This is a genomic window from Ruegeria sp. CF8 (assembly GCF_056537285.1).
The window spans coordinates 37,289-61,359 of record NZ_JBQFRG010000008.1; the positions used below are offsets into that span (position 1 = coordinate 37,289).

Below are 24,071 nucleotides of genomic sequence, written 5' to 3' on the forward strand. Positions count from 1 at the left end.
AAAGGAACCCCCATGAAGACATCCTACACCCCTGATGCCAAAGGCCCGCTGAACGCACTGCGCGTGGTCGATATGACACGCCTCGCTGCTGGTAACATGATGACTCACATGTTGGCGGACTTCGGAGCCGATGTGATCAAGATCGAACGCCCCGGAAAAGGCGACGATCTGCGCCGTTTCGGTGAGGCGGAAAGCTGGTGGAAAGTCTATGCCCGCTCGAAACGAAGCATGGAGCTGGATTTCCGGTCCGACGAGGGACGCGTGGTCCTCGATAAACTTGTCGCTTCGGCCGATATACTGTGCGAAAACTTCGTGCCGGGAACCCTGGAAAAATGGGGCATGGCCCCCGAGGACCTTTGGAAGACCAACGAGAACCTTATCATCGTGCGGGTCTCCGGCTGGGGGCAGACCGGTCCTTACAAATCAAAGCCCGGATTCGGGAGCCTGATCGAAGGCATGTCGGGTTTTGCCGCGATGACCGGCTGGGCCGACAAACCGCCACTCCTTCCGCCCTTGGCTCTCGCTGACATGGTGGCCGGGCTTGCAGGGTTTGGCGGTGTTCTGTCGGCTGTGATTGCGCGCGACAAGGGCCACGCCAAGGGGCAGGTGGTTGATCTGTCTCTTTTCGAGCCGCTATTCGGGATTCTGGGGCCTTGGGCAGCATCGTATGAGGCGACAGGAAAGGTGCCGCAGCGCGCCGGGAATTCCAGTGATGTGGCCGCGCCGCGAAATCTTTATCCGACGAAAGACGGAAAACACATCGCAATGTCCGCCTCGATGCAGTCCATGTGGGAGAAGCTGGCCGCTGCCATCGGTCGGCCCGAATTAAACGACGACCCGCGCTATGCGACGTCGCGCGCGCGGATTGAGCACTCCGAAGAACTTGACGAGATTATCGCCGCCGATATGAAGACACGGACGCTGGAGGAAAACCTTGCCTACTTCGAGGCCAAGGGCGTCACGGTCGGCCCAATCTGTGACATCGCCGATCTGATCGACCATCCTTACGTACGAGGCCGGGAAGTTCTTCTGGACTATGAATGCGCGGACATGGAGCGCCTGCCAATGCATCAGAGTTTTCCGCGCCTGAGCGAAACGCCAGGAACCGTGCGTGCGCCTGCCCCAAAGCTGGGCGAGCATACGGATGAGATATTGGCTGAACTTGGATATGCTGACGCCGAGGCTGCCGGCTTGGCCCAGAAGAGTGCCTGACGATGTGGCGGTCACTTCTGTTCATCCCTGTGCTTGAAGAGAAATTCATTGCCAAGGCTGCTAGCCGCGGAGCCGATGCGATTGTGCTCGATCTGGAAGCCAGTGTCGATCCGTCCCGCAAAGACGAGGCGCGAGCCGCGCTGCCCGATGCCGTAGCAAGGCTAGCATCTGACGTGGATGTAACAGTCCGGATCAACGCGGTTTGGGCGCCGGCATTCCGCGATCTGGAAGCCTGCGTGATCGAAGGTGTCTCGGCGATTCACTTGCCGCTCTGCGAAGACGCGGGCCAGGTCCGGGCAATCAGCGGCATGATCGACGAGTTGGAACATGAGCGCGGTCTTGCTGCGGGCAATATCGGCCTTATCGCCATGTTGGAGTCGGCTGGCGCTGTTTTGAAGGCAAGCGAGATCGCGGAAGCGACCCCGCGGCTTAAGGGCATGACCTTGGGGGTCGAGGATTATGCGACGTCGATGGGCGTGGCGGCGACGCCCGAAGTGCTCAGACCCGCCGCCCAGCAAGTGGGTCAGGCCGCGCGTGCGGCCTCCGTCGCTTCATATGCCATCGCGGCAAGTATGTCAGACTTCCGGAATCTGGACGGTCTGCAGGAAGCGGCGTCATACGCCCGCGCTATCGGATCGAGTGGAGGCTATGCGGTCCATCCCGCCCAGGTCGGCGTGTTGAACGAGGTGTTCTCGCCGACGCAGGACGAACTCGATTGGGCACGGCGCGTGGTGGCTGCGGCAGAAGATGCGGCTCAAATGGGCGAGGGCATCTTCAAGGTCGACGGGCAGATGATTGACTTACCTTTGGTGACCCGGGCTCGCACAATGCTCGCAAGGATCTGATTATAAGGAAACGCAATTTAAGAGATATCAACATTGTATTTCCGCCTAGGCGCGATACTCGTTATGATCGAGGCGTTCTGAGATGGAGAACGTCCCGCGGGCCGGGGCTTTGAAATCGGCGTGGAGGGCACGTAAGCCACGCAAATTAAGGAGGACCAGCCATGGGACCCTTTCCGCATGATGCCCCAAAAGCCAAGATTGACGAACTGAACATTGCCGGTACGGACGGGTTCGAGTTTGTCGAGTTTGCCCATCCTGAGCCGGGTGTTCTCGAAGACCTCTTTACCAAGATGGGCTATGTCGAGGTCGCCAAGCACAAGACCAAGGACATCTCAGTCTATCGGCAGGGCGGGGTCAATTATGTGCTCAACCGCGACCCAAGTGGTCACGCGGCGGAGTTTGTCAAAGAGCATGGACCTTGTGCGCCGGCCATGGCATGGCGCGTCGTAGATGCCCAGCATGCACTCAAGTGTGCCAAAGACTACGGGGCCGAAGAATACACCGGTGACGGCAAATCCATCGATGTACCCGCGGTCGTGGGGATTGGCGGGTCTCTACTTTACTTTGTCGAAGACTATGACGGCGGGAAAAGCCCTTATGACAAGGACTTTGAGTGGTTGAGCGAACGTGACCCACGTCCTGTAGGCGCCGGATTCTACTACATCGATCACCTGACGCATAACGTGATGCAAGGGAACATGGACACCTGGTACCGGTTCTACGCCACGGCGTTCAATTTCCGCGAGATCAAGTTTTTCGACATCAAAGGCAAGATCACCGGGCTGACCAGTCGCGCTTTGACGTCACCTTGCGGCAAGATTCGCATTCCGATCAATGAAAGCTCAGACGATCAGAGCCAGATCGAGGAGTATCTGAAAGAATACAAGGGCGAGGGCATCCAGCACATCGCAGTTGCTTCGGAAGACATCTATGCCTCGACCGACAAGATTGGGGATGCGGGCATCGACTTCATGCCTGCTCCTCCGGAGATCTACTACGACAAGTCTTATGACCGAGTACAGGGCCATGACGAGCCGCTGGACCGGATGAAGAAGCACGGCATCTTGATCGATGGCGAGGGTGTCGTCAAAGGCGGAATGACCCGCATTCTTTTGCAAATCTTCTCCAAGACTGTGATCGGGCCGATCTTCTTCGAGTTCATTCAGCGCAAGGGTGACGACGGCTTTGGCGAGGGCAACTTCAAGGCTCTGTTTGAATCGATCGAAGAAGATCAGATTCAGCGCGGTGTTCTGAAGGCGGAGGGTTGATCGATGAACGCTCCGACCAATGATTTCGTCGTGGCCAAAAGCCGCGCCAAGTACAACGAAGGTTATATGCCCGGTTTTGGCAACGACTTTGAAACCGAGGCCATTGAAGGCGCCCTACCCATCGGGCAGAATAGCCCTCAGCGCTGCCCTTATGGTCTTTATGCAGAGCAGCTTTCCGGCTCACCCTTTACCGCGCCGCGGATTTCGAATGAACGATCGTGGCTCTATCGAATGCGTCCAACCGTGCAGCATATTTCGGACATGGTCCGGTTCGAGCTGCCGCATTTCCGCTCTGCCCCAACTGCGGATGAAAGCGGTTTGCCGCTAGCGCCGATGCGGTGGGACCCGGCACCCATTCCGGAGGACGCAGGCACCTGGCTGGAAGGTATGCGCACCATCTTTACCGGCGGCGACGTCCTGACCCAGGTTGGCTATGCGATCCACACCTATGCGGTCACGACAAGCATGGAGACAGAGGTCTTCTACAATGCCGATGGCGAAATGCTGATCGTGCCGGAAGTGGGCGCACTGAGGTTCTTTACCGAGTTCGGGATCATCGACGTGGCCCCTGGCGAGATTGTCTGTATCCCGCGTGGTGTGAAGTACAAAGTGCTCCTAAACGGCGATGACAAGGCGCGCGGGTATATCTGCGAGAACTATGGCGCGGTCTTTACCGTACCCGAGCGCGGACCGATCGGTGCCAATTGCATGGCGAACCCACGCGACTTCCTGTCGCCGGTTGCAGCCTACGAGCGAAGAGATGGCGTGACGCACCGCGTCGTGGCCAAGTGGTGCGGGCAGTTCCATGCCTGCGAGATCAACCACTCGCCGCTGGACGTGGTGGCATGGCACGGCAACTACGCACCGTACAAGTACAACCTGCGGCACTATTCGCCCGTTGGTCCGATCCGCAACGATCACGCCGATCCGTCGATCTTCACCGTTCTGACTGCGCCGTCTGGCGAACCCGGAACTGCCAACATCGATTTCGTGATTTTCCCGCCGCGCTGGCTGGTGGCTGAAGACAGCTTCCGTCCGCCGTGGTATCACATGAACATCATGTCGGAGTTCATGGGGCTGATCGAAGGGGTCTATGACGCCAAGCCCGAGGGCTTTGTTCCAGGCGGCATGTCGTGTCACAACATGATGCTGCCACATGGCCCTGATGCGGATGCTTTCTATGCAGCGTCGCTGAAAGACCTTGAGCCTGAGAAGCTGGACAACACGATTGCTTTCATGTTCGAGACCCGATTCCCGCAACAGCTCACGAAATATGCTGCTGGTCTGGAGACGCTTCAAGTGAAGTATCCGGACGCGTGGAAACCGCTTCGGAACCATTTCGATCCCAAGCGACCCGTCTGGAACGGCGAGTAACCCAAACAAAATCAGGCGCGGCCCATTGGGCCGCGCGGTCAAAAAAAGACATGGGAAGGGAGGACGGCCATGGCCGCTCTGAACGATACACATGACCCAAAACGCCAAAGCTGGGTCAAAAGCGCCAATGCGCCAGACAGCGATTTTCCGATCCAAAACCTGCCTTATGGGGTCTTCTCGGAAGCAGACGGTTCGCGGCGCGTGGGTGTGGCCATCGGAGACAGCATTCTTGATCTGACCGCGCTGGAAGCGGAGGGAAAGCTGGCGCCCGGTGGTGACGAAAAGGTCTTCGACCAGGGTGTGCTAAACCCATTCATGGCATTGCCGCAAGCCATCTGGTCGGAAACGCGGGCGAAGATTGCCGGGCTTCTCGATGCGGACGGAGGCGACCAGAACCTCCCGCTTGTCGCACAATCTGCCGCCGAGCTGCATCTGCCATTCTTCGTCCGCTCATACACTGATTTCTACGCCTCAAAAGAACACGCCACGAATGTTGGCACGATGTTCCGCGATCCCAGCAACGCGTTAATGCCGAACTGGCTGCACATTCCGATCGGATATAATGGACGCGCATCGACTGTGGTTGTGTCAGGCACGGATATCCACCGCCCGAACGGCCAGCTCAAAGGCCCAAATGACGAGGGGCCCCGCTTCGGCCCTTGCCAAAGGCTGGACATCGAACTCGAACTCGGCGCTGTTGTTGGCACACCCAACAAGATGGGACAACCCGTCAACGCCTCAGAGGCCTATGACAATATTTTTGGCTATGTGTTGATGAACGATTGGTCGGCGCGGGACATCCAAGTCTGGGAATACCAGCCGCTCGGGCCCTTCCAGTCCAAGGCGTTCGCGACATCCATCAGCCCCTGGGTCGTCACCCGCGAGGCGCTTGAACCCTTCCGAGTGGCGGCACCAGAGCGTGCCAAGCCGCTGCTGCCGTATCTGTCGGAAGCGACGCCGAACAATTTCGACATTCAGATGGAAGTTGGTTTGACGCCTGAAGGTGGAGAACCCAGCACAATCAGCCGGACGAACTACAAGTACATGTATTATTCGTCGGCCCTTCAACTCGTGCACCATGCCTCGTCGGGCTGCGCTATGGAAACGGGGGATCTGCTTGGCTCCGGCACCATTTCCGGGCCGACGCGGGACAGTTTCGGCTCGATGCTGGAATTGACATGGAACGGTCGTGACCCCCTTGATGTCGCTGACGGCACCCGCACCTTCCTCGAAGATGGCGACACAATCGACATCGCCGGCTGGTGTGAAGGCGACTACCGGATCGGGTTCGGCAACTGCGCCGGAAAGATCCTTCCCGCTGTCGATTTCGGGGGCTGACATGTCGGACGCGTGGAAATCCTACAGGGGTGCCCCAGAGCCTGGTATCGAGGTCTGTGCCGTCGCTGACATTCCTGATGGCGATACGCTCTGCCTTGAACTTGAAGGGTATCCAATCCTGCTGGTGCGGCGGCACGACGAGGTGAAGGCCTATGTCAACGCCTGTCCGCATCAATACCTGCCGCTCGACCACAAGGGTGATCGTCTAATTTCGGCCGACAAGTCAACCTTGCGCTGCACCAACCATTCGGCAGGTTTTTCCGTCGAAACGGGCGAAGGCATAGAGGGTTTAGGTATCGGAGAGCGCCTTGACCCGATACCGGTTCAGGAAGTGCATGGCAAAATCGTAATTGGAATGGCAACGTGAGCAGGGTGGTTCTGCACGACTATTGGCGCTCGTCTGCCTCTTATCGTGTACGCATTGCCCTGAACCTTTTGGGGATCAAATACGAGTCCAAGACTGTGGACCTCCTTGCGGGCGAGCAACGATCCCCGGATCATCTTGAAACGAACCCACAGGGCCTGGTCCCGGTTCTGGAGATTGATGGTCAGATCCTCATCCAATCGCTTTCAATAATCGAATACCTGCATGGCACTAGGGCCGGTTCCCGGTTATTGCCAGAAAAAGAAATCGACGCCCAAAAGGTCCGAGCGCTCTCCTATGCAATCGCGATGGAGATTCATCCCGTTTGTAACTTTCGCGTGGCTGCCTTTGCAGCTGCAAATTTCGATGAACCAGCCCGGGAAAAAAAGGATTGGATGAAGCATTTTATCAGCTCGGGATTGGCGGACGTTGAGGCCGTGTTGCAGCAGCTGCCACCCAGTACCTACTGCTTCGGAGAAGTTCCGACGTTGGCGGATTGCTGCCTTGTGCCACAATTGTACAACGCGAGAAGGTGGGAGGTAAATCTTGCTCCATTTCCGAGATTGATTGCTGTCTCGAGTGGTACTGAGAAACTGGAGGCATTTAGGTTGGCGCATCCCGAAGTCGTCAAACATTCGGCTTAAGTTGGGTGGCCGCGTAAGTCGAGCAGTGAAGCTCTCTCGTGAGCTCAGGCCAAGAAGAAGCGGAGCAAATCGCGAAGTGCTCTGTGACTAGGCTCAAGGCGCACGCCAATAGAAGTAGCGAGATAGGTTAGATGAAAAAAGCGATAAAAGCAGAGACTGCGGCCGAGATGATCAAGGATGGATCCACCGTAATGATTGGTGGATTCATGGGTGTTGGAACGCCCACTAGGGTTATCGAAGCGATTGTCGCGCGCGGTACGAAGGGGCTGACTATTATTGCCAATGATACAGCAATGCCAGACGTTGGCATCGGCAAACTAATTGCCGGAAAGGCTGTCAGGAAGGTCGTCGCCAGTCATATTGGATTGAATCCACAAACACAGGAAATGATGATGTCCGGGGAGATCGAAGTTGAACTCATCCCACAAGGCACGCTGGTTGAGCAGATACGCGCGGCTGGAGTTGGACTGGGAGGAATTCTTACGCCAACTGGATTGGGGACTGCTGTCGCCGAGGGGAAGGAGATCGCGACCGTTGATGGACAAGAGTATTTGTTAGAGCGGGCCATAGCTGCCGATTTTGCTCTAATTTCAGCCAAAAACTGCGACTATGTTGGCAACCTTGAGTACTCACTGACAGCGCACAATTTTAATCCCGTAATGGCGATGGCTGGTAAGACTGTAATTGCCGAACCGGAGCATATATTGCCCGTCGGCGCAATCCCGCCAGACAACGTCAAAACACCGGGGATTCTAGTGGACTACATACTTGAAAGGCCTCGCAAATGACAAGCCCGACCAATCCCAAAGACATTATCGCGAGGCGCGTCGCACAAGAGGTCAAACCTGGAATGCTTGTTAACCTGGGAATTGGCTTGCCGAGTATGGTTGCGAACCACCTACCTTCTGATGCAGGTGTATTCTTTCAAGCCGAAAACGGTGTCATTGGACTTGGTGCTCGTCCACCCGAAGGCATGGAGGACGAAAACTTGACGGACGCCGGCGGCGGCTTTGTGTCTGCTGTGCCGGGAGCGGCGTCGATCGACAGTGCTATGAGTTTTGGAATTATTCGTGGTGGCCATCTGGACATGACTGTTCTGGGTGGTTTGCAGGTGGATACCTTGGGGCGTCTAGCTAACTGGATGGTTCCGGGCAAACTTGTACCGGGCATGGGTGGCGCGATGGATCTGGTCACAGGAGCGCGCCGCGTTGTCGTTGCAATGCAGCACTCCGCAAAAGGAAAATCAAAAATTGTATCTGAATGCGACTTGCCCCTAACATCAACTCGGCCAGTTGATTTGCTTGTTACGGAGCTAGCGGTTTTTGCACCAACAAGGGATGGCTTAGTGCTCAAGGAATTTGCGCCGGGTGTAGCCATTGAGAAAATAAAGCAATGCACTGAGGCTACGTTTTCCGTTGCTTCGGACGTGGGTGTCATGAAATTGTCAGCCTGGTCTCCGTCCTCGGTTGACGCTGAATGACAAAGCTCGAACGGGCGGATTGGGATTTTGGGCTAGTTCACAATCCGTCAGCCTTTGGGTTTTGGGACGCGGGTCACCCATCAGGCGCTTGCCTTTGCCCGTGCCGATGCGCGGATCAACTCGGTCACATTTCTATTGCCACCTACGCGAACCAAGTTTAGGGCCTTGGCCCGCATGGGTGCGGTATCTGAGGGCGACGTCACTTTGGACGGCACGCAATTCCGCAAGTACCGACTCGCCGCGGACAACCCCAAGTGACCTCTCACAGATCGATCACCACATGCGGTGTTCCATCGGACCTACGCTCTTTCGAATGGCCCTGCGGTCCGACTTCAGCACGGATTTGCTTGCGCAGGTTTGAAAAGCTCTCAAACTGCACGACGTCCACCGCTTCGTCGAGATCTAGCACGAGGCGATACCATCCGGGGCGCAATGGCTCAGAGGACAGAATCGTTGCCTTAAAGGCTTGGCCCAGATAACGACCGGTCAGGCGCTCCCCGCTGATCCAGCCGTTGGGGCGATGCGCCTCAATTGCCGCGCGAAACCCGTTCCAGTCCCGAAAGCCATGGTCGTGAGCGATCCGTTCCAGGGCCTGGGAGTGACCGAGCGCACGCCCTTCTGCGACCAGCCGTTCCCGCAACGTCATAGCGAGTTTTTTTGCCTCTGAAAGGGTTGGAAGGTCGCGGGTCATAGCAAGCTCTCCTTTCGCGTTTGAAACAGGCCCCAGCTGAGCGCGCGTCGCCGCGCCAATTGCATCAGTACAAATATTGTCAGCATCAGTAGCAAAATCTCCGCGGCAGGGGCCGCCAGCCAGATCCCAACCTCACCCAGTTGCTGCGCTAATACAAATGTCAGTGGGATCGCGAAGAGATAAGGTTTGGACAAACCGAGCATCGCTGCTCGGCTCGCGTCACCGATGGCTTGAAAATGCATCGCAACCATCATCAGGGGACCCGCCAGGAAAAACCCCGCAGACAGGATCGGGAGAATGCGGGCAACCTCAGAGACAACCGTGTCATCCGCGACAAAGGCGGACCCAATCTCAGCCGCGAGCAAGCTCATGCCAAGCTGCAGGACAACGCAATAGATAAAAGACACGACGACGGCTATGCGCAGGCTCGCATCGCTTCGATGGAAAGTGCCCGCCCCGTAGTTCTGGCCGGTGATGGTCTGCATCGCGTGGGCAAGACCCAAGAGCGGCAAGAAGGCGAACGTGATCAGGCGCGTAATGATGCCGTATGCAGAGACGGTCGCATCAAATCTCGGGGCCTCGACCCATTGGAGTGCTGCCAAGATTGCGGCGGATCCTAACGCTAAACCAATGAAATTCAGGCTCTGCGGCGCGCCAAGCGCAAAGATGCGTCCCCACCCCGTAAAGACCGAATGCCGCCAGAGCGCAGTGGGTCGCAGCGCAGTCTCGCCAAACACTCGGAACACCAGGATGATCGCAAGGGCCAAGACCTGTGATAGCGCTGTGCCATAGGCCGACCCGGCAACGCCCATGTCAAACAACCCGATCAACATATAGTTAAAACCCATATTCGACAGCGAAACGAGAAGGCTCAAAGCCGCCATAAGCATGACCAGTCCTTCGTTGCGAAGCGCGTCAGAGTTGATTGACAGGATGAACATCATCGGTGCGGCCAGCACTGTAATGCGCAGGTAAACGAGCCCAAGGTCAGCGAGATGCGTGGATCCCCCTGCAACAAGCAGGGCCAGAGGTTCGCCCAATGCAAAAAAGAGCAATGTAAGCGTCAGGCCCAAAGTCACCGCAAGACCATGGGTGCCTGCGAAAATTGCCCGCGCGTCATGCACGCGCCCGGCGCCTAGATGACGTGCAAGGATGCTCGACATGCCCGATGATACAAGCGTCGCAAGCGCCACGACCAACATGTAAAGTGGGAACATCAACGTGACGGCTGCAAGCGCATCTGGTCCCGCAAAGTATCCAAGAAAAAGGGCATCGGCCACGGCCAAGAGACCGTTCATGCCCATCACAAAGATAATCGGTAGCGCGGTTTTTGCGTAGATCGGGCCGAGCGGGCCCTTCAAGTAGGTGTCGGATTGGTACGACATGACCCCGTGTTCCTTCTGGCTGACGTTACGCAAGATTTGGAAGGGGCCCGCATTACCATCCGCGCGACATGTGCCTGGGATGACGAAGATCGTGTCTGATACAGAACTTCACCAAGACGTAAGTCAGCGAGCGGCAGGCGTCTGTAGCCATGCCGTCAGTTACGAACTGGCAGCGTAGTCGTCAAGCCCCTTCTGAACGATTCAGTACACTTAATGGCGTAGAAGCTCATGACACGAGCCACAGCGCATCAGGTTTGATTTCGACGCGCGATTATCGTCGCCGCGGGGCCTGCGGACGGCAGGATACGCACGTCGCAGCTCATCGCATCGCGTAGACATGTACCAACCCAGTCGCTGCTGAGAAACCGGCCCGTCTGACGATACACAATTCGCTTTTGCATCACCCAGTCCAGGATGTTTCGCTGCGGTTTCTCGGCACAGAACGTCAAACAGAGTAACCCTCCGGGTCGCAACACACGGCATAATTCTTCCAAGGCAGTGTTTGGTTCGGGCACAGCTTCGATCGCCCATGCACAGGTCACGATGTCGAAGCACGCATCGGTAAATGGCAAAGCTTCAAGCCGGCCGCGGCTCGTCTCCACTGGGAGGTCGGCGCAGTGTGCGAGCATGGCTTCTGACGGATCCAACAAGGTGATCTGTCTGGGCATGACGCCTTCAGCCAAAAGGCGGCGCGCAAATCGGCCGGTTCCGCAACCCGCGTCGAGGAGTTGCGACCTCTTCGCCAATTCGACTCTAACGGCGGCCTCAAGGGCAGCTTGTGCCTCGCCTCCGGATAGCCGCAACCAGCGTTGATGGAGCTGGTCGTAGACAGGAGCCAACCTGTCGTAGAGCCCGATAGCACCTCTGTCAGAGTTTGCGAGATAGGTCATAGTTCTATCGCCTCGTTGCCATGAACTTGCCGCGGACAACCTGTTGGAGCGCCCCGCCCCAGGCGATTTTGACGATGCCGGCAATACCCAGGAATTGCAGAACCAGATGAAATACGTCGTCCAGATCCATTGGGGCAGGGGGGATCATTGTGACCGTGGTGATGACGACACCGACAAAGGTCAGCGGCCGCAGAAACCGCCTCTCCAAAATAAGTGAGAGCGGGATCATCGAAATCGGAACCGAGACAACGACCCCGCCAAACAGCATGAGTTCAGACGTGATTTCCATCCCGTTGAAGTGTCCCGTCATGATGGTTTCGATGAAGCCGGGCATCACGAACTGATGGAGGTCCCGAAATATGATGTTGAGCAGGATGAACAGCCACAGGGCCGCCAGCATGAGATGCGGGTCCACTTTGCGCATAATAAAGTCCGTTCGTTTGCAGATCGGGGAGTAGACACCTTGTAACTAGGCGCGCGGTGTCAAACTGGGCTGGGATAAGGCTGCTGGGTCGCGGTAGATTGCACAGCAAACCGCGTCCATCCGAACCAGACGATAGCCGCCAACGTCGACATGACGATAACCAAGAAGAACACATCATCAGGATCAATAGGCGGAGTGAAGAGCACGAGCGCGGTCGTGAACGCCGCAGCAAAGCAATTCACGTTCCGCAGTGCACGGCGCGGCAGTACATGCGGCAAAAGCACCATCAGGATCAAGACCTCGACGGCAAAACCTCCGTAGAGCAACAGCTTATCGGTGATTTGCTGGCCAAACATCTCGCCGGCCATGACCCATTCCATGTAGCCGGGTGAAAGAAACTGATGAATGTCGCGGAAGATGATGTTCATCAGCAGGAAAACCCACAGCACTGACAAAACGGTGCGAGGGTTCTGCGGTCGGGATTTTGCACTCATGCTCGGAATCTCTCTCGTTGATGTAAGGCTTAGGCTGGTCGCCGTGCCACAATGAAGGGGTTCAATTTGCCTTTTCCGAAATACCGGTGCTCCACTAGGTCGAACCCTGCGCGTTTGAGCGCGCCGCTGAGTCCGGTCCTGCTGAGCGGAGTAACAGGCGGGGCCAGACCAATCGCACCGAGGGCGAGAACGAACAGGCGGAGGACTATGGAAGCATCGCCCAGGCAGACTGTTTTCGACAGAAAATGCCCGCCGGGTTTGAGCTGAGCGTAAACAGAATCCAAGACCGCGGGCAAGTCTTCCACGAGGTGGAGCAGGCTGAAGCTCAGGATGGCGTCAAAGGGCGCCTCGTAGAGCGTCTCGCTCGCATCCGCCTGGACAAATTTAGCGTTCATGACGCCAGTGGCGCTCCGCTTGTCCTCGGCGATTGCGATCATTCCGCCTGAGATATCGGTCGCGACGAACTCAGCCACCGCGGGAGCAAGATGAAGGGCTGTGCTGCCCGTACCGCAGCCGATTTCCAGCACCCGATCCTCGGCACTCAAGAGCGCTCGAACGGAGTCTAGTTTCTGGTGGTAGGCTGCCTTATCCTTTACCGGCTTGGCCGCATATTTTGGAGCGATCCGATCCCAGAAGGATGCGGTACCGGGATTTGATGTGTCGCTTTGCATAGTGCTTCTCCGTGTTGGATGCTGAGATAGCTGTGCATCGAGAAACAGTGGATTGCCGAAATTCCTACACCTGCTATACGCCCATGCATGAACTGGGATGCGATCTCTTTTGACTGGAACCAGGTCCGGGCCTTCCTCGCGACTGCTGAGGAAGGATCGTTCAGCGGTGCAGCGCGCGCCCTGAAGACGACTCAGCCGACCATCGGTCGACAGGTATCTGACTTGGAAGCCAAGCCTGGCGTCACGCTAGTGGAGCGCAGCGTGCGCGGGCCGACGCTTACTGAGACTGGGCGTGAACTGCTCGATCAAGTGCGCGGCATGGGGGACATGGCCACGCTGATTTCTATCGTGGCCACCGGCAAATCGCAGGAGGTAACAGGTGAAGTCACCGTGACTGCGACGGACTTGTTGTCTGCTTCAATACTGCCGGGCCTCTTGTCCCCGCTACGCGAGGCGGCACCCGGTGTTCGTGTCCGCATCGTTGCGTCAAGCGACGTGCAGAACCTCACACAACGAGAGGCGGATATCGCGATCCGTCATATCCGGCCCGAGCAACCCGATCTGATCGCGCGGCATGTAGGGGATTTCCGCGCCAACCTTTACGCGGCAACCGCGTATCTTGACCGCGCGGGTCGCCCAAAGACTGCCCATGACATCGCGGCCCATGACTTTGTCGGCAACGCAGATCCCGAGCGGCTTATGGCCCCGCTCCACAACATGGGCGTTCCTGTCCGGGCGGATCGTTTCGTGATGTCGAGTGAAAGCGGTGTCGTCGCTTGGGAGCTCGTGAAGGCCGGCTACGGCGTTTCGATGCAGCCCGAAGTGCTGGGCGATGCCGAGCCGGGCGTCGAGAAAGTCCTTTCAGAGTTTCCCTCACTGGAGTTTCCGATTTGGTTGGTGACCCACAGGGAACTGCAAACCAGCCGTCGCATTCGCATCGTGTTTGACTTGTTAGCGCGAGGATTGGCTAAAGCAGGGCGCGGCGTCGCAACTTAGGACCAAGCGGGCTCGCGGTCATAGCAAGACGTGCCAAATGATTGCTTTCTCCGCTCCGATATTTCAGATGCGACGGAGCGCGAAAGTCGCATGCGGCCTTGATGCGGCCGCTTGAAAGGTCGTACAGCACCTATGCATCCAATGTCCGTTCGATCAGTGCAGCAGCAGTCATGGGCCCGGTTTCGCGCGCCATACAATTGGCAGCGGCACCGGCCGCCTCGTGAAAACTGTCATCTTCAAGTTTCTGTAACGCACTGGCCATCGTTTCGACGGTCATAGACTTCACTGGCACCGGGTTTGGTCCGGCCCCGATTGCCGCAACACGTCGCCCCCAGAACGGCTGATCCCCAAAGTACGGGCAGATTAGGCTCGGGCGCCCATTGCGCAACCCGCTGTGGGTTGTGCCCGCACCCCCGTGATGAACAACGGCACGGCAGCGAGGAAAGAGCCAATCATGTGGCGCCTGTTCAAGGAAAAGGATGGAGTCCATGTTTTCCCGTGCTTCAAGTCCACCCCAGCCAACCGAAAGGATTGCGCGCTGACCAGTTTGTTTGAGAGCCGCCAAAATAATGTTGGTGATTTGAGAGCCATTCTGTGCCGGCGTACTGCCGAAACCAACATATAGCGGCGGAAGTCCAGCATTGAGAAAAGATTCTAGATTTACCGGCGGCGACCAGGTTTGGAGAGAAGGGTCATGCCAGTCGCCCGTCACGTGATCCTGTACGCCCCAATCTGCGGGTTTGGGCACAAGACACGCGCTGTGCGCATAAAGCCGCGGTGGCGTGTCGCCGTCCGGGTGATACCCGGCCAAAACGTCCAGGTCAGGGGTGCGGGGCACATCCGTGTGCCGGGGAAACCATCCTTTCAATAGGGCGTTATGACCAAACCGCATCAGACGGATCATCGCCCTACCGAAAAGCCGATTGCTGCGCGGCCCGACGCCTTGGATTCCCAAAAGGGGGTTTTGGAACTCTCGCGTAGGTTGGAATGCGGGCTGCAGGAAGCTTGGGATCGCGACGATGCCAAGCGCACGGGCTAGATAGGGCGCGATGAAGGATTTGGGATGATAGATGATGGCGTCAGGGCCGATGTCCTGCGCGATATCCCACATCTCATCCAGTTGCTGTAGCATCATGGCGCGGCTGGCCCGGAACGCCTGGATCTTGGCCCGGACCCCATGCATAGCCGCCTGCATACCCGGGTCTTGCAGCAGCGCTTCCATGTCGATGGACAGGGGTCGGTAGGCAACCTTGTCCGGAATGATGTCCGAAAAACCCTGACCGGTCGACAGGGTTACGGCATGTCCACGTCGGACCAACTCGCTGGCTAACGCGCAGTAGGGCTGCACGTCGCCCCGGCTGCCGAGGGTCAAGATCAAGACCTTTGCGATTTGTTCTGCCTTTCTCTGATTGCGTAGACCACGCGTATTGTTGCAAATGCTGTGGGTTATCAGATCAGCTTAGTTTGCGTGTACCTCTATCCCAAAAGACGCGGAACAGAGAGTGTAATCCAAGGGATCGAGACAAGGACCACAACCCGAACGAAGTCGGAGGCCATAAAGGGAATTACGCCTTTGAACGTTTCGCGTATCGGAATACGATCGGCCATTTGGTTGATAATGAACACGTTCATTCCCACAGGAGGCGTGATCAGACCCATCTCGACCACAATCAGTGCTATAATGCCAAACCAGACCTTCATCTCAGTCTCGCTCAAACCAAAATCCATACCCGACAAGATCGGCCAAAAAATCGGGATTGTCAGAAGGATCATCGACAGGCTATCCATTACACAGCCCATCAGGATGAACAGTACAAGCATCAATGCCAGCACCGTGTAGGGACTAAGGCCAGAATTGGCAAACCAATCAGCCAGCATGAATGTCACCTGCGTCAGGGCGAGAAAGCCATTCAGCATCTCAGCACCGAGAAGGATCATAAAGATCGCGGCGGTGGTGCCTATAGTTCCAAGCACTGCTTCCTTCAGGTCACCCCAACTCAGCGATCCTCGCACCCAAGCGAACACACCGGTCAGAAAGGCTCCGACGGCCGCCGCTTCAGTCGGCGTGAAGATGCCGAAATAGATTCCACCGATCACAAGGCAAAAGATGAACAGGACCGGCCACACGGCGCGCAACGCGGCAAAGCGCTTCGCATATGGCATCCGGGGTGCAGCTGGCCCTGCTTTGGGGTAGATGCGGACATAGATGGATACCGCGATGATATAGCCTAAAGCTGCTAGGATGCCCGGCAAAAAGGCGGCTTGGAACATAGTCACAATGTTCACTTCGACGATGATCGCATAGATCACGAGGATGATCGACGGTGGGATCAAGATACCCAACGTACCGCCAGCGGCCAGTGATCCAGTCGCCAAGGCGCCATTGTAGTTGTAGCGTTTCAGCTCGGGCAAAGCGACTTTGCCCATGGTGGCAGCCGTAGCCAATGATGACCCGCAAATCGCGCCGAACCCTGCGCATCCTGCGATGGCCGCCATGGCAAGCCCCCCTCGACGATGACCTGTCCAAGCCCGAGCGGCTGTAAAGAGCTCTTGGCTCAGGCCCGCCTTGGTTGCCAATTGCCCCATCAAAATAAACAGGGGGACGACGGACAGATCATAGGTGGTGAAACGCCAATAAGCCTGCGCGTTCATCATATTCAGCAGCGCGTCTGCGTTGGTATAGGAAATGAAACCCACCCCGCCCACCAATGCCATGGCCAAAGCGATCGGAACGCGTAAACCGATCATCATAAAGAGAAATCCAAACCCGATTGCAGCGACGGTCGCTCCACTCATCGCAGAGCCCTCCGAAAATGCTGTAGCGCGGTCTGCAAGCAGACAAACACCGTCAGAAAGGTTGAGACGATGATGATCGGGAAGGTCGACCAAAGAGGGATCTGAAGTATCATCGTATTGTCACGTCCTGAGATCATGTCCTGGAACCCGTGATATAGCCGCCAAGTCAATACCAGCATGAAAAACCCAAAAAGAAACGAGGCCAAGGCATCTAAAGCCGCGCGGCCGCGTGGGGGTATCCCTTCAGTGGCAATGTCGACAATCACATGAGCGCCGACGAGCTGCGCGTATGGTAGCGCCATAAACACGCCGAGCGACGTGCCAATTTCGATCAGTTCGAAATCCCCGGGCACTGGGGCGGAAATCAGCCAGCGCGACAGAATGCTGACGACTGTGACGAGCGTCAACCCGATAAAAACCAAGCCGCCGGCCAGACCCCAAAAAGTGGCGATGTTGCCAAGGAAAGATGAATTATCCGGCAGCGGCACTGCCGGATCAACACGGTCTGGGCGTGCCATGCCTAGTTCAAGGCTTCGTTGGCAGCGATTGCGGCTTGCGCCTTTGCGATCAGCTCAACCGGATCAAAACCTGCCTCCGCAGCCTGTTCCACCCAACGGGCTTCAACGCTTTCCATCAGTTCATTGAAAGCTTTGGAGTCCTCCTCAGACAGGAGGATAACCTCATTGCCGTGGTCTATTGCTTCCTGCATCCCAGGTCCTTCGCCTGCGATGAATTGTTCTGCAGCCATGGTCGAGCTCGCGCGCCCACTGTTGGCGTCTATGGCTGCCTTACCATTGGCGCCCAGGGCGTCGTAGGTGTCGGGGTTCATCAGGGTAAAGATCACCGCGGTACCGAACCGGTCTTCGTCGGCCAGCAAGGTGTGGTATTGCGCCAGTTCATGCACCTTTAGCGCGGCTGCGATTTCCCATGGGATCGCTGCGCAATCGATCACGCCTTTGGAAAGGGCCTCAGGGATCGCAGGCACGGGCATCCCAACGGGTGTGGCGCCTAGGGCCTCCAGCATGAAGCCTCCAGTCCGCGAAGGAGTTCGGATCTTCAGGCCTTCGAAGTCAGCAAGAGTACGGATTGCCTTGTCTTTGCAGTGCATCAAATTGCCCGCGTGAACAATCTGCAGCACGGGCTTGACCCCGTTGCGGGAATAATCGTCCGCAAGTGCGGTCTCGGTCATGTCGGCGATAGCCAGCGAGGTGGACATCGGGTCCCCATTGTAAACGCTGGGCAATTCAAAAACTTCCAACCGTGGGAAACGGCCTGGAGTGTAACCGGGTAGCACCCACCCAAAATCCACGATGCCTTTGCTCACTTGGTCAGAGATCTGTGGGGGTTTGCCGCCCAATTGCATTCTGGGGAAAAGGGTGATTTTGACTTCTCCGCTCGAGGCTTCTTCGACCGATTGTGCCCATGGCACCATGACCTTGGCCGTCGGCATGGCTTGCGGTGTCAGGAAATGGTGAAACTTGAGGTCCGCGGCAGATGCCGAAATGGTCGAGGCAGTAACCAAAGTGATAGCTGCCGTCCATTTGGTGAAGTGATTGAGCATTTGATCCTCCCGTCAATAGCTCAGGAGGCCAGCGTTGTTGGCAGGCCCTTTTGCCAAGACGAGATTAAAGGAGGTTTCTCGCGGGGTGTATGTTGGTCCTAGTTTCGCACGACGTAAGAAATGGTTTCACCAGTCGCTATGCGCGATTCGCCAACCATAGCGGCCTTCTTGCGCGGCTTGTCCGACCAAATCCACGAAAGATTCACGGACAACTGCCACTGCCCGGGACATCGATTCGACCCGTGGTGTCGCCAAGCCCAAAGTGCGCTTAAAGGCGGGCAGATCGACCCGAAGTGCCTGAACGTGGCCCAAGGTAAATTCGTCATAGAACAAAGCGCGCGGGGCCAAAGCACAATGCGTACCCTGCATCACAAATTCCCGGCGGATATTGACGGCTTGAACCTCGACAGTGTTTTTTTGTCCGACGGTGGTACCATTTAGCACGCTTTCCAGCGTTGTGCGCGTGAGTTGGCCTCGTTCGTCCAGGATCAAAGGTAATTGTGCAAGCTCCGCTGGGGCAACTGGCTCCTCAAGACCTTCCAGCAGGTTGGGTGCGCCAATCAGGCAGATTTCTTCAATAAATAAAGGCACACTCTCTAAGTGAGGCGTGTCGATTTTGCTATGCACTATTGAGACATCCAGCTCTTGATCGCGCAAACGGCGTTCCAGGTGGTCGGCGTAGCCTTGCACTAAATGGAGTTGCAACTCAGGATATCTGTCGGAGCAGTGCTCTAACAGGAGAGGAACCAAAACGCGCCCCAGAGCGGGCGTGACCCCAAGCCGAACCCGTCCAACAGGGTTTGAGGAAAAGGCCGCCATATCATCGCGAGTATGCTGGAACTTTTCCACGATCTCTCTGGCATGACCCACCAGTCGTGCTCCCGCCGCTGAAGTCCTCACGCCTCTTGAGTGACGCTCGAACAGTTGTAGACCCAACTCATCCTCAAGTTTACGCACTTGCTGACCCAATGCGGGGTGCGTGACATTCAAAGCTTCTGACGCAGCAGAGAAACTATTGTGCTCCACCACTGAAAGAAAATACTTCAACTGCCTTAGGTCCATGCAAATATCCATGGCAGACCTGAAGAGGCCTTTCAAGGTCGGAATCAAAGCGCAGCTACCAGCAGAGACAGATAATCTGAGGCCTGAGCGGGGCGCGGATTTGTCGCCGAAAGGTGATCCTTGGCCGCTTTTTCTGCGATCTCAGGCAAAACCGAACCTAAGACTCCCATATCGCTTAATTTGGTGGGAAGGCCGACGCTCATCAGCATTTCGTGCACCCAAATATCGGTTGGTTTTTCCTCGGGTATCTCTGCAGCCCGCCTGATCTGAGCGATTTCCGCCGCGGCGTGATCTTGATTGAACCGGAGGATATGCGGCAATAGCACTCCGACGAGCGCTCCGTGGTGCAACTTGAGTTCGCCCAGAGGCGTCGCCATTGCGTGGGCTCCGCCAAGGGCCTTTTGCAGGCACATCCCACCTTCAAGCGCTCCCATCATCATTTCCCAGCGGGCCTGGCGGTTTGATCCCTCTTGCACTGCAACTGGCAACCACTTTGCAGTGCGGGCTACGCAGTCCAGCGCGATGGCGCCAGCGGGAGGGTTCACCCAAGGGCTCATAGTAGTTTCTATACCATGGCTAAGTGCATCAATCCCCGTGGCAGCCGTCAGCCGCGGCGGCAGGGACAAAGAGAGTTCCGGGTCACAAATAACTGTATCAGCGACTAAATTCAAGTTCACCGCGATCGATTTTGTTCCGTCGAGTAGAGACATTACACAGGCGCGTCCCACTTCGGCGCCGGTGCCTGCCGTTGTAGGAATCGCTATTTGCGGAGACACCTTGCCTATGGCCTCCGAGCCACCGACCTTTACGTCATAATCCGCCAACTTCCCGCCATGGGATGTTAGCAAAGCCACAGCTTTGGACAGATCAATCGGGGACCCGCCACCGAGCGCGATCAAACCATCGCATCCATGTTCGGCCCAGAGGTCAAGACAGGCATTCAAAGACTGCTCGGTCGGGTTTTCTGTCGTATCATCGTAAACAATCGGATCATGGGGTTTGGCCGCATCGAGAGCCTTTTGAAGGAGGCCCGCAGCCGCGACCCCTGTGTCCGTCACTAGCATTGGGCGGGAAATACCAAGTCGAGTGATTTCTTCGCTAAGGGTCTGAATCGCTCCGAACTCAAACTGAATCCGTGCCAGGTATTGTATCAACGGCATCAGCCTGCTCCTTCGAAAAATATGTGCTTTGACTCAGGGAAATCGGGCATCGCTTCTATCCCATGCAATCGCCCGATCCCGCTTTCGCGGTAGCCGCCGGATTCGACCTCGGACAAGACGCGATTGTGGCAGTTGTTCCTGACCGTCCCGGACCGCAGTGCTCGAGACCCCCGCATACCCAGATCCATGTTTTGTTTGTAGACCGACGCTGCCAACCATAACTTTGTCGTATTGGCCTTGGCCAAAGCGCCTGACTCTGATGTGAACTGCTCAAGCGAAATAATCGGGCCAAAGAGCTCCTCTTGCACCAGGTCATGGTTCGCGTCGTCGGTCTCGAACGCGTGGGCGAGACAAAGTTTTCGGAAGCCAACGAGGCGTCCCCGACATCGCCTTTTGTGACGACAACCGCCCCGTCGCTGGCGCGATCTATCAAAAACAAAATGCACGACCGGCTTGCCTTGTCGATCAGTGGGCCCAGGCCTACGCCGCTTGCTGGCGGGTCACCCACTACGACGCTCGAAAATGCGCTTTGGAGCCCTCCCTTGGCCTGGTTATAGGCTTGACCGTGAATGAGAATGCGGCTGATGCAAATGCACATCTGTTTTTTGAAGGCTAGAGCACGCTGCACAGTCTCGTGGACGGCACGCGATAGATCGGCCTCCGGGAACACAAAGGCAGGAGCCTTACCGCGTAGTTCCCGCGAGACGTGACTGATTGATTCTGCCGCCTTTGCCATGATGTTTTTCTCGTTCTTGGAAAATCCGGTAAATGAGATCACGTCGATTTTCCGATGGGTCGAAAGGATGTGACCGACCTCGGTCACAAACTTGTTGACGGAGTTCACGATCTCCTTGGGCAGGGATGTCGAGGCGTCAAAGCACTCTATTACAACAGCGTTGGTCAGTGGCATTTGCGGGGCTGGTTTGATCACAACCGAACAACCGGCCGCAAACGCGGGAGCAACCGAACGGACCAAAAGCTTCACTGGCGCATTCCAGGGTGCGATGACAGACACGACACCGACCGGTTCGCGGGTTGTAAGGCTGAGCTTGCCTTGGCCGCTTTCAAAAGTGCGGCCAAAGTCAATACATGCTACCCCTGCATAGTAATGGGCTTCGCCAAAACATTTGGCGACCTCATCCATGGCTTGCGACAAAACCCTGCCCGGTTCCTTGGTGAGAATTTCCGCCGACTCGGTCGTACATGCCTCAAGGGTCGCCGCAAGTTCCATCAGCGTCTGAGCGCTTATCTGGGGCTCAAAGGCCCAATTGGTTTCCTCGAGACCAACGCGAGCGGCGTGAACGGCCCTTTTGTCCAACGCCGCCGATCCATCGGAAGCGATCCCGATTGCTGACCCATACGATGGGTCGAGCACGTCGATCATTCCTGTCCCGCTTTCTCCTAGACCGTCCCCTGAGATGTAGTGGCGTCCCTTAAACGCAAACATACAGCTCCTCCCATTAGACTTCTTCGTTGCTGATACAGCTTAAGACTGTCAAGAAGCGTGACAATTCAAACGATCCTTCACCAGACGGAAGTGTTTCTTTCGCCGGGGATAAATTGCTAGGGTCAGGACTTCGGTAACGGGGTCGTTTCAGTCAAGCGGTTTTGGGTATAACAATTGATCCGCCGGAGCGGCTACCTCGGTATTGTTAGTGTCCGTTCCGCCTTCTCTCGCGGCTTTCGGCTGAGATCCTTCGGGTACTTGCTTCGGTTCGTGGTCAGCGCGATGGCTGCCAACATGATGCTGGTTCGATGTAATTCCGATGTGCCCATCTCATAGGCGTGCTTGGCAAAGAACAGCGACAGTCCTGACCACGGCATCATCGGAACCACGTCCCTGGGGGACCTCGAAAGCCCGCGCTCAAGCAGGCAACGGGTAAGGCAACGACAAGGTCACGTCATTTTTGGTGCCTCATCGGGCTGGAACTCGGTGCCGTCGACCCAAATCCGATGAAGTATGACAGCGATGCGGCGTGCGAGTGCGACCATCGCAATTTTGCGACCTCGCCGCTGCGCGAGCTGGGCTCCCCACGTTCTCAGCCAAGTCGAACGGCCACGGTTCATCATGACGGTTGCGGCTTGGCACAACGCCCGCCTCAGATTCACGTCACCAGCTTTGGTGATACCGCCTGACACGTCCCGTTCACCGGACTGATTGCGTGAAGGTGTCAAACCAACCCAGGGACCAACTCTCTTTGACGACCGAAAGCGAGCCGGATCATCGACCGCAGCACGGAATGTCAGCGCTACTACTGCACCGATCCCAGGCATCGACATAAGGCGTAGGCATACTGGATCATCCCCGGCCAACTGGCGCACGCGCTTTTCGAGACCGGCCAGTTCTTGTCGCAGGGATGCTCGGGCCCGCAGCATTGGTACTGTCGCGGTTACAAGCATCGGATTGCCATCCGCCAATTCCCGAATACGCGGCTCAAATCTTCCGCGAGAGACTGCACCCACCTTCAGACCGAAGTTCCGCAACAGTCCACGCAGCGACATTTCCAATGCGAGCATACCCTGTTGAATGGCTTTCCGGGCGCCGAGAACAGTACGGACTTCCTGAGCCGATACCGACTTACAGTGAACCGGGCGGAACTAGCCGAGGTGAAGCAGCCGTGCAATCCCCTCGGCATCCCGCCGATCCGTCTTGATCGGCATCGCCTTCAGCGCTCCTTTCACCTGGCGCGTTTCCATGAGCACCGCATCAAGGCCAGCTTCGGTCAGCCCACGGTGCAGCCATTGCGACAGTGGCCCGGCCTCCAGGCCAATCGCAGGGATGCTGCCGTCAAGTTCATCGAACCAGCGCGCCAGAACTTCGGGTTCACTTTCAGTTTCTGCTTCTTTGATAATCTGGCCATGCTCGCTGATTACGCAGATCGCGGTCTTGGCAAGCGATACATCCAATCCAACAAACAACTTCATCCCGTCATCCTCCATATGGGTTCAATACGGGAATGGCGACAGCGCGGCACTGATCTGGCAAGTGGCAACGGTCGTGCGTGAAGCAAGCCCCGTTACAGCATCTCATTGATTTATTCAGGATTGCGTGTTTCAAGGTTCGAGGTACGAGCTGTGAACATGTCTGATCAATTTTTTCTGACCTACACCCAGATGGCGCGTTTGGAACCTGTCTTTCCAAAGGCTCACTGCAAGCCCAGGGTCGATGACCGACGACGACCTTCCTGTCGGCCATCGCACTCGCGGCTAACGTTCTTTTCTGGCTGTACATCAATGAGTCTGGAGGCTAAGAGCGTAACTTTTTTGCTTTAACCGATTTGTTGACCATTTTTAGTTCTTTGGATTTGAGATTGGCCAGTACTTTCGAATAGAAACCAACCAAGACAAAACGCGTTCGTCAGTACGATATGGTTCGCTCTCAGCGTCCACAGCGGAATTTGGTTTCGGATAGTAGT

22 protein-coding genes and 2 pseudogenes are annotated in these 24,071 nt (G+C 56.6%); 10 read left to right on the plus strand and 14 right to left on the minus strand.

The genetic code is table 11. The annotated features are described in order from the left end of the window. Positions 1-12: 12 nt before the first annotated feature. From ACR0EV_RS17500 to ACR0EV_RS17540, 9 genes are all read left to right on the plus strand, one after another. Positions 13-1,212 (plus strand): CaiB/BaiF CoA transferase family protein, encoded by a 1,200-nt coding sequence (locus tag ACR0EV_RS17500; RefSeq protein ID WP_480801269.1) that lies wholly within the window; start codon positions 13-15, stop codon positions 1,210-1,212. Positions 1,213-1,214: 2 nt separating this feature from the next. Next, positions 1,215-2,057 (plus strand): HpcH/HpaI aldolase/citrate lyase family protein, encoded by an 843-nt coding sequence (locus ACR0EV_RS17505; RefSeq protein ID WP_480801270.1) that lies wholly within the window; start codon positions 1,215-1,217, stop codon positions 2,055-2,057. 161 nt (positions 2,058-2,218) lie between these two features. After that, a complete protein-coding gene (hppD, locus tag ACR0EV_RS17510; protein ID WP_480801271.1) occupies positions 2,219-3,325 on the plus strand; it encodes a 4-hydroxyphenylpyruvate dioxygenase in 1,107 nt (368 codons plus the stop codon). A gap of 3 nt (positions 3,326-3,328) precedes the next feature. Beyond that, positions 3,329-4,699: a homogentisate 1,2-dioxygenase gene (gene hmgA / locus ACR0EV_RS17515; protein ID WP_480801272.1), complete on the plus strand. Its 1,371-nt coding sequence runs from the start codon at positions 3,329-3,331 to the stop codon at positions 4,697-4,699. Between the two features lie 69 nt (positions 4,700-4,768). Then, complete coding sequence (gene fahA, locus ACR0EV_RS17520; protein ID WP_480801273.1) at positions 4,769-6,037, plus strand: fumarylacetoacetase; 1,269 nt, start codon at positions 4,769-4,771, stop codon at positions 6,035-6,037. 1 nt (position 6,038) lies between these two features. Then, positions 6,039-6,404, plus strand: a complete 366-nt coding sequence (locus ACR0EV_RS17525; RefSeq protein WP_480801274.1) for a Rieske (2Fe-2S) protein — start codon at positions 6,039-6,041, stop codon at positions 6,402-6,404. Between the two features lie 5 nt (positions 6,405-6,409). Then, positions 6,410-7,045, plus strand: a complete 636-nt coding sequence (gene maiA, locus ACR0EV_RS17530; protein ID WP_480801275.1) for a maleylacetoacetate isomerase — start codon at positions 6,410-6,412, stop codon at positions 7,043-7,045. Positions 7,046-7,176: 131 nt separating this feature from the next. After that, positions 7,177-7,833 (plus strand): CoA transferase subunit A, encoded by a 657-nt coding sequence (locus ACR0EV_RS17535; RefSeq protein ID WP_480801276.1) that lies wholly within the window; start codon positions 7,177-7,179, stop codon positions 7,831-7,833. Beyond that, the gene (locus tag ACR0EV_RS17540; RefSeq protein ID WP_480801277.1) at positions 7,830-8,525 is read left to right on the plus strand and encodes a 3-oxoacid CoA-transferase subunit B; all 696 of its coding nucleotides are present in this window, start codon (positions 7,830-7,832) and stop codon (positions 8,523-8,525) included. Before ACR0EV_RS17535 ends, ACR0EV_RS17540 begins: the two co-directional genes overlap by 4 nt. 262 nt (positions 8,526-8,787) lie before the next feature. Here the strand turns inward: ACR0EV_RS17540 and ACR0EV_RS17545 are convergent, their stop codons facing one another. The 6 genes from ACR0EV_RS17545 to ACR0EV_RS17570 all read right to left on the minus strand — a co-directional run bounded on the left by ACR0EV_RS17545 (position 8,788) and on the right by ACR0EV_RS17570 (position 13,080). After that, positions 8,788-9,216, minus strand: coding sequence for a glyoxalase superfamily protein (locus ACR0EV_RS17545; RefSeq protein ID WP_480801278.1), 429 nt, complete (start codon positions 9,214-9,216; stop codon positions 8,788-8,790). Further along, positions 9,213-10,601 (minus strand): MATE family efflux transporter, encoded by a 1,389-nt coding sequence (locus ACR0EV_RS17550; protein WP_480801279.1) that lies wholly within the window; start codon positions 10,599-10,601, stop codon positions 9,213-9,215. Before ACR0EV_RS17550 ends, ACR0EV_RS17545 begins: the two co-directional genes overlap by 4 nt. A 248-nt stretch (positions 10,602-10,849) precedes the next feature. Further along, the gene (locus ACR0EV_RS17555; RefSeq protein WP_480801280.1) at positions 10,850-11,491 is read right to left on the minus strand and encodes a class I SAM-dependent methyltransferase; all 642 of its coding nucleotides are present in this window, start codon (positions 11,489-11,491) and stop codon (positions 10,850-10,852) included. Between the two features lie 4 nt (positions 11,492-11,495). Then, the gene (locus ACR0EV_RS17560; RefSeq protein WP_480801281.1) at positions 11,496-11,915 is read right to left on the minus strand and encodes a DUF6326 family protein; all 420 of its coding nucleotides are present in this window, start codon (positions 11,913-11,915) and stop codon (positions 11,496-11,498) included. A gap of 59 nt (positions 11,916-11,974) precedes the next feature. Then, the gene (locus ACR0EV_RS17565) at positions 11,975-12,409 is read right to left on the minus strand and encodes a DUF6326 family protein (protein ID WP_480801282.1); all 435 of its coding nucleotides are present in this window, start codon (positions 12,407-12,409) and stop codon (positions 11,975-11,977) included. Between the two features lie 29 nt (positions 12,410-12,438). After that, a complete protein-coding gene (locus ACR0EV_RS17570) occupies positions 12,439-13,080 on the minus strand; it encodes a class I SAM-dependent methyltransferase (protein ID WP_480801283.1) in 642 nt (213 codons plus the stop codon). An 87-nt stretch (positions 13,081-13,167) separates the two neighbouring features. Between ACR0EV_RS17570 and ACR0EV_RS17575 the strand changes: the two genes are divergently transcribed. Then, positions 13,168-14,076: a LysR family transcriptional regulator gene (locus ACR0EV_RS17575; RefSeq protein WP_480801284.1), complete on the plus strand. Its 909-nt coding sequence runs from the start codon at positions 13,168-13,170 to the stop codon at positions 14,074-14,076. Positions 14,077-14,206: 130 nt separating this feature from the next. Here the strand turns inward: ACR0EV_RS17575 and ACR0EV_RS17580 are convergent, their stop codons facing one another. From ACR0EV_RS17580 to ACR0EV_RS17615, 8 genes and pseudogenes are all read right to left on the minus strand, one after another. Beyond that, positions 14,207-15,448, minus strand: coding sequence for a glycosyltransferase (locus tag ACR0EV_RS17580; protein WP_480801285.1), 1,242 nt, complete (start codon positions 15,446-15,448; stop codon positions 14,207-14,209). A gap of 104 nt (positions 15,449-15,552) precedes the next feature. Continuing rightward, the gene (locus ACR0EV_RS17585) at positions 15,553-16,872 is read right to left on the minus strand and encodes a TRAP transporter large permease (protein WP_480801286.1); all 1,320 of its coding nucleotides are present in this window, start codon (positions 16,870-16,872) and stop codon (positions 15,553-15,555) included. Beyond that, entirely contained in the window at positions 16,869-17,360 is a 492-nt protein-coding gene (locus ACR0EV_RS17590; protein WP_480801287.1) for a TRAP transporter small permease, read from the minus strand. The genes ACR0EV_RS17585 and ACR0EV_RS17590 overlap by 4 nt, the downstream gene beginning before the upstream one ends. A 32-nt stretch (positions 17,361-17,392) precedes the next feature. Next, complete coding sequence (locus ACR0EV_RS17595; RefSeq protein ID WP_480801288.1) at positions 17,393-18,433, minus strand: TRAP transporter substrate-binding protein; 1,041 nt, start codon at positions 18,431-18,433, stop codon at positions 17,393-17,395. A 126-nt stretch (positions 18,434-18,559) separates the two neighbouring features. Then, on the minus strand, positions 18,560-19,495 hold the full coding sequence (locus tag ACR0EV_RS17600; RefSeq protein ID WP_480801289.1) for a LysR family transcriptional regulator: 936 nt from the start codon (positions 19,493-19,495) through the stop codon (positions 18,560-18,562). A 44-nt stretch (positions 19,496-19,539) separates the two neighbouring features. Continuing rightward, positions 19,540-20,655: an iron-containing alcohol dehydrogenase gene (locus ACR0EV_RS17605; RefSeq protein ID WP_480801290.1), complete on the minus strand. Its 1,116-nt coding sequence runs from the start codon at positions 20,653-20,655 to the stop codon at positions 19,540-19,542. Beyond that, positions 20,655-22,102, minus strand: a pseudogene (locus tag ACR0EV_RS17610) (aldehyde dehydrogenase family protein). The gene ACR0EV_RS17605 and the pseudogene ACR0EV_RS17610 overlap by 1 nt, the downstream one beginning before the upstream one ends. A gap of 449 nt (positions 22,103-22,551) precedes the next feature. After that, positions 22,552-23,580, minus strand: a pseudogene (locus tag ACR0EV_RS17615) (IS110 family RNA-guided transposase). Positions 23,581-24,071 lie beyond the last annotated feature (491 nt).